10 protein-coding genes are annotated in these 12,833 nt (G+C 60.3%); 5 read left to right on the forward strand and 5 right to left on the reverse strand.

From position 1 onward, the window contains the following. The first annotated feature begins 224 nt into the window (after window positions 1–224). Window positions 225–1,007 (forward strand): MetQ/NlpA family ABC transporter substrate-binding protein, encoded by a 783-nt coding sequence (locus tag F8N21_RS06880; protein ID WP_150641402.1) that lies wholly within the window; start codon window positions 225–227, stop codon window positions 1,005–1,007. 302 nt (window positions 1,008–1,309) lie between these two features. Then, on the forward strand, window positions 1,310–2,434 hold the full coding sequence (locus tag F8N21_RS06885) for an RHS repeat-associated core domain-containing protein (RefSeq protein ID WP_150641403.1): 1,125 nt from the start codon (window positions 1,310–1,312) through the stop codon (window positions 2,432–2,434). A 34-nt stretch (window positions 2,435–2,468) separates the two neighbouring features. On the opposite strand, the gene F8N21_RS06890 is transcribed toward F8N21_RS06885, so the two are convergent. Next, window positions 2,469–3,629, reverse strand: coding sequence for an AAA family ATPase (locus tag F8N21_RS06890; protein ID WP_150641404.1), 1,161 nt, complete (start codon window positions 3,627–3,629; stop codon window positions 2,469–2,471). A 294-nt stretch (window positions 3,630–3,923) separates the two neighbouring features. On the opposite strand from F8N21_RS06890, the gene F8N21_RS06895 reads away from it, so the two are divergent. The 3 genes from F8N21_RS06895 to F8N21_RS06905 are packed head-to-tail and all read left to right on the forward strand — an operon-like array spanning window position 3,924 to window position 9,147. Continuing rightward, entirely contained in the window at window positions 3,924–5,030 is a 1,107-nt protein-coding gene (locus F8N21_RS06895; protein WP_150641405.1) for an efflux RND transporter periplasmic adaptor subunit, read from the forward strand. Next, window positions 5,027–6,097 (forward strand): efflux RND transporter periplasmic adaptor subunit, encoded by a 1,071-nt coding sequence (locus tag F8N21_RS06900; protein ID WP_150641406.1) that lies wholly within the window; start codon window positions 5,027–5,029, stop codon window positions 6,095–6,097. Before F8N21_RS06895 ends, F8N21_RS06900 begins: the two co-directional genes overlap by 4 nt. Further along, a complete protein-coding gene (locus F8N21_RS06905) occupies window positions 6,094–9,147 on the forward strand; it encodes an efflux RND transporter permease subunit (protein WP_150641407.1) in 3,054 nt (1,017 codons plus the stop codon). The genes F8N21_RS06900 and F8N21_RS06905 overlap by 4 nt, the downstream gene beginning before the upstream one ends. A 104-nt stretch (window positions 9,148–9,251) precedes the next feature. Here F8N21_RS06905 and F8N21_RS06910 read toward each other — a convergent pair whose 3' ends face one another. The 4 genes from F8N21_RS06910 to F8N21_RS06925 all read right to left on the reverse strand — a co-directional run bounded on the left by F8N21_RS06910 (window position 9,252) and on the right by F8N21_RS06925 (window position 12,654). Continuing rightward, window positions 9,252–9,881, reverse strand: coding sequence for a class I SAM-dependent methyltransferase (locus F8N21_RS06910; protein ID WP_150641408.1), 630 nt, complete (start codon window positions 9,879–9,881; stop codon window positions 9,252–9,254). A gap of 199 nt (window positions 9,882–10,080) precedes the next feature. Continuing rightward, complete coding sequence (locus F8N21_RS06915) at window positions 10,081–10,725, reverse strand: methionine ABC transporter permease (RefSeq protein ID WP_150641409.1); 645 nt, start codon at window positions 10,723–10,725, stop codon at window positions 10,081–10,083. Next, the gene (locus F8N21_RS06920) at window positions 10,715–11,842 is read right to left on the reverse strand and encodes a methionine ABC transporter ATP-binding protein (RefSeq protein ID WP_150641410.1); all 1,128 of its coding nucleotides are present in this window, start codon (window positions 11,840–11,842) and stop codon (window positions 10,715–10,717) included. The genes F8N21_RS06915 and F8N21_RS06920 overlap by 11 nt, the downstream gene beginning before the upstream one ends. Window positions 11,843–11,844: 2 nt before the next feature. Further along, entirely contained in the window at window positions 11,845–12,654 is an 810-nt protein-coding gene (locus tag F8N21_RS06925) for a MetQ/NlpA family ABC transporter substrate-binding protein (protein ID WP_150641411.1), read from the reverse strand. Between the last annotated feature and the right edge of the window lie 179 nt (window positions 12,655–12,833).

A 12,833-nucleotide genomic window follows, 5' to 3' on the forward strand; every position in this document is an offset into this window, starting at 1 on the left:
TGCTCAAGCCACCGAAGATCAAAATCAAAAGATTGCAGGCTGCGCCAGCTCCTACACTGACCGCGGAGCTGTATGAGCAAAATGGAATATGAAAGTGAATAAAAGATATTGTTAGGGAATAAAAAATCCCGGTATTGTCCGCACCACGCCAGCGACAGCACTCCACTGGCACCTCACTTGAAGCCGTCGTCGATGACGACTGTGATTTTCGATAAGGACACTGCATGAAAAAGGTTCTGTTGTTCACCGCACTGGCGGCTGCCCTGGCCGCAGGCATCGCCCAGGCTGGCGAGAAACTGGTGGTTGCCGCAACGCCGGTGCCCCACGCCGAAATTCTGGAACTGATCAAGCCGACCCTCGCCAAAGAAGGCGTGGATCTGGAAATCAAGGTCTTCACTGATTATGTACAACCGAACGTACAGGTCGATCAGAAGCGTCTGGATGCCAACTACTTCCAGACCCTGCCGTACCTGCAAAGCTTCAACGAAGGCAAAGGCACTAACCTGGTGACCGTGATCGGCGTTCACGTCGAACCTTTCGGTGGCTACTCGAAGAAAGTCAAATCCCTGGCCGAGCTCAAAGACGGCGCGACCATCGCTATCCCGAACGAAGGCAGCAACAGCGGCCGTGCGTTGATCCTGCTGCAGAAGGCCGGCCTGATCGAATTGAAAGACCCGAAAAACGCCCTGGCGACCCCGAAAGACATCGCCAAGAACCCGCATAACTTCAAGTTCAAAGAACTTGAATCGGCCCTGCTGCCGCGGGTTCTGGACCAGGTCGACCTGGACATGATCAACACCAACTACGCGCTGGAAGCCGGCCTGAACCCGGCCAAGGACGCGCTGATCATCGAAGGTGCCGATTCGCCGTACGTGAACTTCCTGGTGGCCCGTCCAGATAACAAGGACAGCGTCGCCATCCAGAAACTCGCCAAGGCACTGACCAGCCCGGAAGTGAAAGCATTCATCGCGAAAAAATACAGTGGCGCAGTACTGCCGGCGTTCTGATTCAGCACGCTGTAAAACCCTTTCAAGGTTTCAACGTCGACGGCTGGTAAAGCGTCGGCGTTTTTTATTGGGTTGGGGATCGATCAAGCAAGGCGCCGGACACACACCTGTGGCGAGGGAGCAAGCTCGCGCTGGGTCGCGGAGCGGCCCTGAAACCTGAAGACACGTTTTGTCTGAATGAACGTGTTTCATCGTTCAGGACTTGGTGTAACGCCGTGATCAAGCGCTTACCTAGCAGTTCTGCTAGGTAGTCGACGGGCTGATATCCATGCAATCTAAACCTTCTTCACGAAGGTCAGGCCATGGCAGCACCGGAAACGCTTTTGTGCCGCTACGTTTACGATGCATTGGATCGGCTGACCGGACTTGTGCCCTCAGAGCAAGAACAGGTGCAGCGGTTTTATAACATTGAGCACCTGGTCACAGAGCTTCAGGGGCAGACGTCGCGGACTGTGTTCCAACAAGGCACTCAATTGCTCGCGCTACAGCAGCGAGAAGGTGATGAGCTCAACAGCCAGTTGCTGGCCACCGATCAGCAACGCTCGGTATTGCATGCCATCGACGGGACTCCGCGTCCGCAAAAAACCTATACGCCCTACGGTCATCGACGAGCTGAAAGCGGCCTGAGCAGCCTCCTTGGTTTCAACGGCGAGCGCCCGGACCCGGTGACCGGACACTATCTACTGGGCAATGGACATCGGGCGTTCAATCCGGTGTTGATGCGCTTCAACAGCCCGGACAGATTGAGCCCGTTTGGTCGGGGTGGATTGAATCCGTATGCGTATTGTTTGGGGGACCCGGTGAATTTCAGCGACCCGACAGGGCGAGAAGCCTGGCAACCCTGGATGTTCGTTGGCTTGAGTCTCCTGGGTTTCATCTCCGGAGGAGTTGGACTTCTCTCTGCTGGGGTTGCAGGCGCAGGCTTGAAAACTACCAGTGTTTTTGCATCTGCAGCGGCTTCGAAAAAGGCTGTGTATTCCGGGGCAGTGAGTGCCGCTCTGGGCTTTGGCGGTGCCGGGGTAGGGGTGACGAGATCCATCATGAACGCCACAGATCCGGGTAATTCAGCTCAGGATCCTCTGCTCATTACAATGGCCGCGCTGAGCGTGTTGTCCTTAGTAGCCGCAGGCGTTTCGGCAGGCTATAGCTTTCGCGCGCATAGGTTAAACAAGGCAGGAGCGAAAGGCTCTGATTCTTCGAAAAGCATCTCACCCCCTCGATCTTCTGTTTCGAGCAACAACATTTCAGGGCGCTCACAGACCCCTTTTGAGCCCTCGGCTCGTCCCCCGACGCCGGGCATCGATTTGGATGCATATGACTGGATGAGTCCAGAAATTAAAGCGGCTCTAAACAACTTTGGCGGAGGATCACAGTCTCCCCGGAACTCTACACCTCGTAACTCCATTACAGAGATTCGCAGAACATGACGCAGGAGAACCATCAGCCAGGGGAGCCTGTCGCTCAATCCGGCCAATTCCACGCCGGTTCATCCAGCATCCCTTGTCCAACGATCTCGGTCTGACCGAAATTTTTCTCCAGCACAATGGAATTGCACCCCGAGTCTTGCTGCAGCGCCGCAATCAAGCGGCTGGCGTGGGACACCACCCACACCTGGCAGTTTTCCGAGGCGCGGATGATCAGCCGCGCCAACGCCGGCAACAGGTCTGGGTGCAGGCTGGTTTCCGGCTCGTTGAGCACCATCAACGTCGGTGGACGTGGGGTCAGCAGCGCGGCGACCAGCAGCAGATAACGCAGCGTGCCATCCGACAGCTCCGCGGCAGACAGCGGGCGCAACAAGCCTTCCTGATAAAACTCGATTGCGAAGCGCCCACCTTGCAGCGGCGCGATATTCAGCGTCGCGCCGGGGAAGGCGTCGCTGATGGCGGTCTGTAACGCCTCTGGGTCGCCGATTTCACGGATGGTTTGCAACGCAGCGGCGAGATCGCGGCCGTCGTGGTGCAACACCGGGGTGCGGGTGCCCAGTTGTGGTTGGCGCGCGGGGGCCTCGGCATCGCTGCGAAAATGGTCATAAAAACGCCAGCCACGAATGGTCTCGCGCAGCAGTAACACCTCTGGTGAGGAGCGCAGGCTGCCGACCTGATCGAACAGGCTGTCGAAGGTCGGGGTGTGTTGTGCGAGTACATCCCAACTGCGGTCTTCGCGGGCGCGGATCATCGGGCCGGCGCGATCGACCAGCAGGCTGGCGGGACGATAAATCGGTCCAGCCCAAATACATTCGCGTTTGATTTCCGGGTCCAGGGAAAAGTACGAAAGGCTGGATTCTGGCAAGCCCAGTGAGATCGCGTAGCTGAAATCTTCACCGGCAAACCCCAGGCGCAAGCGCTTGGGAGACTGGCGCACTGAGGCTTGGACCGCCACTTCTGCGTTGCGCATGCGTCGCGAAAGGATCTCGGGTCCGGCCCAAAAGGTTGAATCCAGCCCACCCTCACGGGCCAGCCCATTGATTACGCCGCCCTGGGCTGTCTCCGCCAACAGGCGCAGGGCGCGATACAAGTTGGACTTGCCGCTGCCGTTGGGGCCGGTAATCACGTTCAATCGATCGAGGGGGATCACCAGTTTGTTGATCGAGCGGTAATTGGCCACCGCGAGGGTTTTGAGCATGAGGAAGTTCCTGCTGCGTGGTTCGGCAGTTTGCCTGATTATCTATTGGTAGGGGATGACAGCGATCCAATGTGGCGAGGGGGCTTGCCCCCGCTCGGCCGCGAAGCGGTCGTAGAACATCCAACCGTGTTTTTTCAGACAGAACACCGAGTGCAAATTGCGACCGCTTCGCGCTCGAGCGCGAGCTGCTCCCTCGCCACGGAGTCTCCGCACATCGTATGCTGAGCCGCAACCCTGTTCTAAGCTCACAATCGTATCGTCACGTGTCCGCCCGTATCACGCAAAGGAGTCTGCATGGCTGGTCCCGGAATGAAATGGGTCGTAGGCCTGAGCCTATTGGCCCTGTTGACTGCATGTGACGACAAACAGCCCGTAGAGCGCCAGCGCCCGCGGGTGTTTGTGCAGGAGGTGCGGCCAGCTGACTTCGCCGCGACGGTAACGCTCACCGGTGATGTTCAGGCGCGGGTCCAGACTGAATTGTCGTTTCGGGTCGGCGGCAAGATCATCCAGCGCATGGTCGATGTGGGTGACAGGGTTTCGGCCAGGCAGGTGCTGGCCAGACTCGATCCCCAGGATCTGCAGACCAATGTCGATTCAGCCCAGGCGCAGGTGGTTGCCGAGCAGGCGCGGGTCAAACAGACCGCCTCGGCCTTTGTCCGCCAACAGAAGCTATTGCCCAAGGGCTACACCAGCCAGAGCGAATACGATGCCGCCCAGGCCGCGTTGCGCAGCAGTCAGAGCGCCCTGGCCGCCGCCCAGGCGCAATTGGCCAACGCCCGCGAGCAACTCAGTTACACCGCCCTGCTCGCCGATGCGCCGGGAGTGATCACCGCACGCCAGGCCGAAGTCGGCCAGGTGATGCAAGCCACTGTGCCGGTCTTCAGCCTGGCCCGGGAGGGTGAGCGCGACGCGGTATTCAACGTCTACGAGTCGCTGCTGGTCGAGCCGCCGACGGATAAAACCGTGGTGGTCAGCCTGCTCGACAATCCGCAGATCAAGACCACCGGCACCGTCCGCGAAATCACTCCGGCGGTCTCCGCGCAAACCGGCACGGTGCAGGTCAAGGTGACCTTGAGCGAACTGCCAGCGGGCATGGAACTGGGCTCGGTGGTCAGTGCCACGGCCAAGGTGCCGGGCAAATCCGCCGTTGAATTGCCGTGGTCCGCCTTGACCAAGAACCTCAGCGACCCGGCCGTGTGGCTGGTGGACGGCGAAGACAAGGCGCAGTTGCATACGGTCAAGGTTGCCCGTTACCTGACCGGCAAGGTGATCATCAGCGAGGGCCTGAACGGAGGCGAAAAAGTCGTTACGGCCGGCGGGCAACTGTTGCACCCTGGGATGTTGGTGGAGATCGCCGCGCAATCTGCGCAGAGCCCCACTCAGCCAGGAGCCCGGCCATGAAGCGCTGGCTCGCATTACTGTCGGCCGGTGTGCTGCTTGCCGCCTGCTCAAAAAAAGAGCCACCGCCGGAGCCGGTACGTCCGGTGCTGTCCATTGAGGTCCAGGCCGAATCGGAAGAAAACCTTGGGCGTTTCGCCGGGAGCATTCAGGCGCGGTATGAAAGCAATCTCGGCTTTCGAGTGTCGGGACGGATCGCCAGCCGCAATGCCGATGTCGGCAGCGAAGTTGAGAAGGGCGCCTTGCTCGCGACCCTCGACCCGACCGATCAGCAGAACCAGCTGCGTGCCCGACAAGGTGACCTGGCGCGGGTCGAGGCGCAATGGATCAACGCCCAGGCCAACGCCCGGCGTCAGCAGGAACTGTTCGACCGCGGGGTCGGTGCCCAGGCGCAACTGGACATTGCCCAGACTGACCTGAAAACCACCAGCGCCTCACTGGAGCAAGCCAAGGCCGCGGTCAACCAGGCCCGCGATCAGCTCAACTACAGCGAACTGCGCACCGATCACGCGGCCATCGTCACTGCCTGGAATGCTGAAGCCGGGCAGGTGGTCAGCGCCGGCCAGCAAGTGGTGACCCTGGCGCGGCCGGACATCAAGGAAGCGGTGATCGATTTGCCTGCGGGCCTGGTTGACCGGCTGCCCGCCGACGTGGTGTTCACAGTGGCCGCACAGCTCGACCCGAGCATCAACACCACCGCGATCGTGCGCGAGATCGAACCCCAGGCGCAGAGCGCGACCCGCACTCGGCGTGCGCGCCTGACGCTGGCCGAGACGCCTGGCGGATTTCGCCTGGGCACCGCCATCGGCGTGACCCTCAGCTCGGCCATCGAACCGCGAATCGAACTGCCGCTCAGTGCCGTACAGGAAGTCGACGGCAAGAACCGGATATGGGTCATCGATACCCAGACGCAGACTGTGTCACCCCGTGATGTGACCTTTATAAGCCGCAATGGCAACACGGTGCTCCTGGCCTCCGGGGTCAAGGTCGGTGAGCGGGTGGTCAGCGCCGGTGTGAACAGCCTCAAGCCGGGGCAGAAAGTCAAAGTCGACGAGGTAAGCCCGCGATGAAAGGGAGTTTCAACTTATCCGAATGGGCCATCAAGCATCAGTCCTTTGTCTGGTACCTGATGTTCGTCGCGTTGCTGATGGGGGTGTTCTCGTACCTGAACCTGGGCCGTGAAGAGGACCCCTCGTTCACCATCAAAACCATGGTAATCCAGTCCCGCTGGCCCGGCGCGACCCAGGAGGAAACCCTCAAGCAGGTCACCGACCGCATCGAGAAAAAACTCGAAGAGCTTGATTCCCTCGACTACGTGAAGAGCTACACCCGACCCGGCGAGTCGACCGTGTTCGTGTACCTGCGCGACACCACCAGTGCCAAGGACATTCCCGAGATCTGGTACCAGGTGCGCAAGAAGATCGATGATATCCGTGGCACCTTCCCGCCAGGGTTGCAGGGCCCGGCCTTCAACGACGAGTTCGGCGATGTCTACGGCTCGGTGTATGCCTTCACCGCCGATGGGCTGACGATGCGCCAATTGCGCGACTACGTCGAACAGGTGCGCGCCGAGATCCACGAAGTGCCGAACCTGGGCAAAGTCGAAATGATCGGCGAGCAGGACGAAGTGCTCTACCTGAACTTCTCCACCCGCAAACTCGCAGCGCTGGGCATCGATCAAGGTCAGGTGGTGCAAAGCCTGCAATCGCAAAATGCGGTGACCCCGGCCGGGGTGATCGAGGCGGGGCCCGAACGCATCTCGGTGCGCACTTCGGGGCAATTCGCCTCGGAGAAAGACCTGGCCAACGTCAATCTGCGGCTCAATGACCGCTTCTATCGCCTCGCGGACGTCGCCGAAATCAGCCGAGGTTATGTCGATCCGGCAACGCCAATGTTCCGTTTCAATGGTCAGCCGGCCATCGGCCTGGCGATCGCCATGAAAAAGGGCGGGAACATTCAGGACTTCGGCAGCGCCCTGCATAAACGTATGCAAGACCTCACCGCCGATTTGCCGGTGGGTATCGGCGTGCACAAGGTTTCCGATCAGGCCGAGGTGGTGGAAGTGGCGGTGGGGGGGTTTACCCGTGCGCTGTTCGAGGCGGTGGTGATCGTTCTGATCGTCAGCTTCGTCAGCCTTGGTGTGCGCGCCGGGCTGGTGGTGGCCTGCTCGATTCCGCTGGTGCTGGCGATGGTTTTCGTTTTCATGGAATACAGCGGCATCACCATGCAGCGGATTTCCCTCGGTGCGTTGATCATTGCTCTTGGCTTGCTGGTGGATGACGCGATGATCACCGTCGAAATGATGGTGACTCGCCTGGAAAAGGGCGAGACCAAGGAACAGGCAGCAACCTTCGCCTACACCTCGACCGCGTTCCCGATGCTCACCGGCACCCTGGTGACTGTGGCCGGTTTCGTGCCCATCGGTTTGAACGCCAGCTCCGCCGGTGAATACACCTTCACCCTGTTCGCGGTCATCGCCGTGGCGATGCTGGTGTCGTGGATCGTTGCGGTGCTGTTCGCCCCGGTGATCGGCGTGCACATCCTCAGCACCAACGTGAAGCCCCATTCGGCGGAACCGGGACGCATCGGTCGCGCTTTCAACGGCGGGCTGCTGTGGAGCCTGCGCAATCGCTGGTGGGCAATCGGCATCACCGTGCTGCTGTTCGTGCTGGCGGTGTTTTCCATGGGTTTTGTGCAGAACCAGTTCTTCCCATCCTCGGACCGCCCGGAAATTCTGGTCGACCTGAACCTGCCGCAAAATGCCTCGATCAACGAAACCCGGCTGGCAGTCGACCGCCTCGAAGCGACGCTCAAGGACGATCCGGACATCCTGCGTTGGAGTACTTATATCGGTGAAGGCGCGATTCGTTTTTACCTGCCCCTCGACCAGCAATTGCAGAACCCTTACTACGCGCAACTGGTGATCGTCAGCAAGGGCCTGGAAGAGCGCACGGCGCTGATGCAACGCTTGGACAAACGCCTGCGCGAAGATTTCGTCGGCGTCGGCAGTTTTGTCCAGGCGCTGGAAATGGGCCCGCCAGTGGGGCGGCCGATCCAGTATCGGATCAGTGGCAAGGACATCGATCAGGTGCGCAAACATGCCATCGATCTGGCGACCATGCTCGACAACAACTCGCACATCGGCGAGATGATTTACGACTGGAACGAACCGGGTAAAGTGCTGCGCATCGACATCGCCCAGGACAAGGCGCGGCAATTGGGATTGTCCTCGGAAGATGTGGCAAACCTGATGAACAGCATTGTCAGCGGCGTGTCTGTGACCCAGGTGCATGACGATATCTACCTGATCAAGGTGGTCGGTCGCGCCGAAGACGCCGAACGTGGCTCGCCGGAAACCCTGCAGAACCTGCAGATCCTCACCCCGGGCGGTACCTCGATTCCGCTGCTGGCGTTTGCCAGCGTGCGTTATGAACTTGAACAACCCCTGGTCTGGCGCCGCGACCGCAAACCGACCATCACCATCAAGGCCGCGGTGCGCGACGAGATCCAGCCAACCGATCTGGTCAAACAGTTGAAGCCCGATATCGACAAGTTCGCCGCCGCTCTACCTGTCGGTTATTCGGTCGAGACCGGTGGCACGGTAGAGGAAAGCAGCAAGGCCCAGGGGCCGATCGCCAAAGTCGTACCGCTGATGCTGTTCCTGATGGCGACCTTCCTGATGATCCAGTTGCACAGTGTGCAGAAGCTGTTCCTGGTGGCCAGCGTCGCGCCGCTGGGGCTGATCGGCGTGGTCCTGGCGCTGATCCCCACAGGCACGCCCATGGGCTTTGTGGCGATCCTCGGGATCCTCGCGCTGATCGGTATCATCATCCGCAACTCGGTGATCCTGGTGACCCAGATCGAGGAGTATGAGCGCGACGGCTTCGCGCCATGGGACGCCGTGGTACAAGCCACCGAGCACCGCCGTCGACCGATCCTGCTCACCGCCGCCGCCGCGAGCCTGGGCATGATCCCCATTGCTCGCGAAGTGTTCTGGGGGCCGATGGCCTACGCAATGATCGGCGGGATCATCATTGCCACGTTGCTGACGCTGTTGTTCCTGCCGGCGCTGTATGTGGCCTGGTACAAAATTCGCGAGCCGAAGAAAGAAGCACAGTAGCGAGCGCTTCGCGCTCATCGCGAGCAGGCTCGCTCCCACAAGATTATTCGTCGTTAACAGATCCAATGTGGGAGCGAGCTTGCTCGCGATGGCGCCCGAACTGTCTACACCGGCTTGCGCCAGACACTCGCCAGCCAGGGTTGCTGCTCGCGCGGCAGCCCGGCCGGCCGATAGTAGTGTTCAAGCTCGACAAACCCGGCCTCGGTCAACATCCTGCGCCACGATGTCAGGTCGTGATACGCACCATAACGCGGGCCATTCCAGCCTTCCTGGTTCTCGCCACGGGGGTTGGAGCTGAACAACACCCCGCCGGATTTCAACGTGGCGTGCAGTTGCCGCAAAACCCGAGGCAACTCCTGCCCTGGAACATGAAACAGCACTGCGTTGGCGAAAATCCCGTCGAAGTGCTCGGCAGGCAGATCGAGTTTGAGAAAGTCTTGCTGCCAGACCTCGCAGCCACTGTCTTCCCGAGCCATTTGCGCAAGACGTTCCGAGCCGTCGAGGCCCACCGCGATATGGCCCATGCGCGTGAAGGTTTGCAGATCGCGCCCCGGGCCGCAGCCGAAGTCGAGAATTGTAAACGGCGCCTGGCCTTGAATATGCCGCAGCAACGCGTCGATGTTCTGACTGACGTCGTGATCGCGAGTGCCTTCACGAAAGCTCTCGGCCACCTGGTTGTAATGGCCGAGGGTGGTGGAGGTGATCTGTTCGAGGTCGGTCGGGGCGAGTTTCATGATGAGCTGCGCAGGCGAGGGGTGATGGGACGACTATACCCCAAGCTCATATACCTCGAAAAAGCGCCGAGCCTTAAAAGATCGCAGCCTGCGGCAGCTCCTACGCCGACCGAGTACACCCGCGATATCGCTGGCGTACGCAAATCTCTTTGTAGGAGCTGCCGCAGGCTGCGATCTTTTGATCTTTGCGGCAGTCGACTCAGCGCTTATTCAACCCCCGCGCCAACCGATCCCCTCCCAACTGAATCAGCGCCACCAGAATCACCAACAGCACGATCACCGTGAGCATGATCTGGCTATCGAACCGTTGATACCCATAGCGGTACGCGATGTCACCCAGACCGCCTGCACCAATCGCACCGGCCATGGCCGAGGAGTTGATCATGGTCACCAGGGTAATGGTGAAACCGCCGACGATCCCCGGCAACGCTTCCGGCAACAGCACATGCCAGACGATATGCCAGCGCCGGCAACCCATGGCCTGGGCGGCTTCGATCAGGCCGTGGTCGACCTCCCGCAGGCTGACTTCAGCAATGCGCGCAAAGAACGGTGTGGCGGCGATGGTCAGCGGGACCACGGCCGCCCACACACCATAGGTAGTGCCGACGATCAGCCGGGTGAAGGGAATCAGCGCAACCATCAGAATCAGAAACGGGATCGAGCGGAACAGATTGACGAAAGCCCCCAACGCCCGGTTCAGCGCCGGTGCTTCATAGATCCCGCCCTTGGAGCTGGTGACCAGAATCACTGCCAGTGGAATACCCGCCAATAGCGCGATCAGCGATGACACTCCGACCATCAGGAAGGTGTCGATGACACCTTGAAGTAAACGATCAAACCACATAGCCCAGCACCTCCGCTTGTTGTGCCCATTGTCTGGCGCGCTGGCGTAATTCTTCAGCGCCATGAGACGACCCCGTCACCGCCAGCAGCAGCTGTCCCAATGCGTGTCCCTGAATCCGTTCGACTCCGCCCTGCAACAAGCGCACGCGGCCACCAAGGGCGCTGAACAGTGCGGCCAGGTCCGGTTCATCGGCAGCGCTGCCGGTGAATCGCAGGCGCAGTACCACGGCGGTCTGCGCCGACTGCGGTTGCGCTTGCAAGCGGCTTTGCAGCTCATCCGGCAAACCGTGTTGCAACGGTGCGAGCAAGGTTTTGCTGACCTCGTGCTGCGGGTTGCCAAAGACTTCCCAGACCGGCCCTTGTTCCACGATGCGCCCGTGTTCGAGCACGACCACCCGATCACAGATATCGCGGATCACCGCCATCTCATGGGTGATCAAAATGATGGTCAGGCCGAGCCGCTGGTTGATCTCGCGCAGCAGGCCGAGGATCGACTGGGTGGTCTCCGGGTCGAGTGCCGAGGTGGCTTCGTCGCAGAGCAGAATCGCCGGGTCATGGACCAGTGCCCGGGCGATCCCGACACGCTGTTTTTGCCCGCCGGAAAGCTGCGCCGGATAGGCCTTGTGTTTGTCTTGCAGACCCACCAGCTCCAGCAGTTCGCGAACTTTTTTCTCGCGTTGTTCCCTGGCCACCCCGGCGACCTTGAGCGGTAACTCGACGTTCTGCCAGACGGTCTTGGCCGACATCAGATTGAAGTGCTGGAAAATCATGCCGATGCGTCGGCGCAGCGCCACCAGCCGGTCCTCATCGAACTCACCGATGTCCACATGATCGATCAGCACCCGGCCAGTGCTGGGTTGCTCCGAACGGTTGATGGTGCGGATCAGCGACGACTTGCCAGCGCCGCTGCGGCCGATAATGCCAAACACTTCGCCGCGCTGAATCGCCAGGTCGATACCGTGCAAGGCATTGACCGGACCTTGCTGGCCGTCATACGTCTTGCCCAGGCCGATAAAGCGCACGTGGGCGCGGTTCAGTTCGGGATGCAACTCGGTCTGTTCGGCGTTCTGCGCTGGCGGGTGGTCCAGCCTGCGTTGGTGGGCGGTCGCTGCACTCATGCTTAACCTTCCCAGCCGGCTTGGTAGAGCTTGCCGTGCGCTTTATCCAGTGCTGCGCGTACCACCGGCGAGTGCTGGTAGATATCGACGAATTTGATCAGCCGTGGATCGGTTTTGCTCTTGGGCTGGATCACGAACTGGATCACGTATTCCTTGTGATCGAGGCCGTCGAACAGTAAGGCAGACTCGGCATCGAAGGTTTTCGCCAGACGGATATACGCCGGGTAGCCCTGTACCAGATCGGCGTCATCGTAGGCGCGCACTAGCTGCACGGCCTCGACCTGGAGGATTTTCAGTTGCTTCGGGTTGGCGATGATGTCGTCTTCGGTGGCCTTGTAGCCCACCCCCGGTTTAAGGGTGATCAGCCCGGACTTGGCCAGTAGTTGCAAGCCGCGCCCGCTGTTGATCGGGTCGTTGGCGATGGCCACGCTGGCGCCTTGGGGCAGTTCGTCGAAGCTTTTGTATTTCTTCGAATAGAGCCCGACGTTGTTGATAATCCCGGGTGCGAATGGCACCAGATCAAACCCGCCGGCAGCCTTGGCGTTTTCCAGGAACGGGATGTGCTGGAAGTAGTTCACGTCGATATCGCCCGAGGCCAGGCTGACGTTGGGTGCGATCCAGTCGCTGAACTCCACCAGGTCGACCTTCAGGCCTTGCTTGCCGGCCTCGATGACAGCTGCTTCCAGGGGAATGGCGAAGGCGGCGGTGGTGCCGATTTTCAGTGGGGTGTCAGCGGCGTGAGCGACGGCGCTTAACAGTCCGAGAGCAAGGGCCAGTGCTTTGACTGGTTGGGTGAAGAGGCTTTTGGTCATGATGGGTTTCCAGTCAGTAGTAAGTTTTTGAATTCGTGGCGCTCTAATGTGGCGAGGGGGCTTGCCCCCGCTCGGCTGCGCAGCAGTCGCAAAACCTGCTGGCAAGTTTTAACTGACACACCTCATGGGATGGTTTTGGGGCCGCTTCGCGACCCAACGGGGGCAAGCCCCCTCGCCAC

This window comes from Pseudomonas fluorescens (assembly GCF_902497895.1).
Classification (GTDB): domain Bacteria; phylum Pseudomonadota; class Gammaproteobacteria; order Pseudomonadales; family Pseudomonadaceae; genus Aquipseudomonas; species Aquipseudomonas fluorescens_BP.

Excerpts from the sequence above, each read along its gene's own strand:
- F8N21_RS06880 (WP_150641402.1), top strand. The coding sequence starts at position 225 with ATGAAAAAGGTTCTGTTGTTCACCGCACTGGCGGCTGCCCTGGCCGCA.
- F8N21_RS06885 (WP_150641403.1), top strand. The coding sequence starts at position 1,310 with ATGGCAGCACCGGAAACGCTTTTGTGCCGCTACGTTTACGATGCATTG.
- F8N21_RS06890 (WP_150641404.1), bottom strand. The coding sequence starts at position 3,629 with ATGCTCAAAACCCTCGCGGTGGCCAATTACCGCTCGATCAACAAACTG.
- F8N21_RS06895 (WP_150641405.1), top strand. The coding sequence starts at position 3,924 with ATGGCTGGTCCCGGAATGAAATGGGTCGTAGGCCTGAGCCTATTGGCC.
- F8N21_RS06900 (WP_150641406.1), top strand. The coding sequence starts at position 5,027 with ATGAAGCGCTGGCTCGCATTACTGTCGGCCGGTGTGCTGCTTGCCGCC.
- F8N21_RS06905 (WP_150641407.1), top strand. The coding sequence starts at position 6,094 with ATGAAAGGGAGTTTCAACTTATCCGAATGGGCCATCAAGCATCAGTCC.
- F8N21_RS06910 (WP_150641408.1), bottom strand. The coding sequence starts at position 9,881 with ATGAAACTCGCCCCGACCGACCTCGAACAGATCACCTCCACCACCCTC.
- F8N21_RS06915 (WP_150641409.1), bottom strand. The coding sequence starts at position 10,725 with ATGTGGTTTGATCGTTTACTTCAAGGTGTCATCGACACCTTCCTGATG.
- F8N21_RS06920 (WP_150641410.1), bottom strand. The coding sequence starts at position 11,842 with ATGAGTGCAGCGACCGCCCACCAACGCAGGCTGGACCACCCGCCAGCG.
- F8N21_RS06925 (WP_150641411.1), bottom strand. The coding sequence starts at position 12,654 with ATGACCAAAAGCCTCTTCACCCAACCAGTCAAAGCACTGGCCCTTGCT.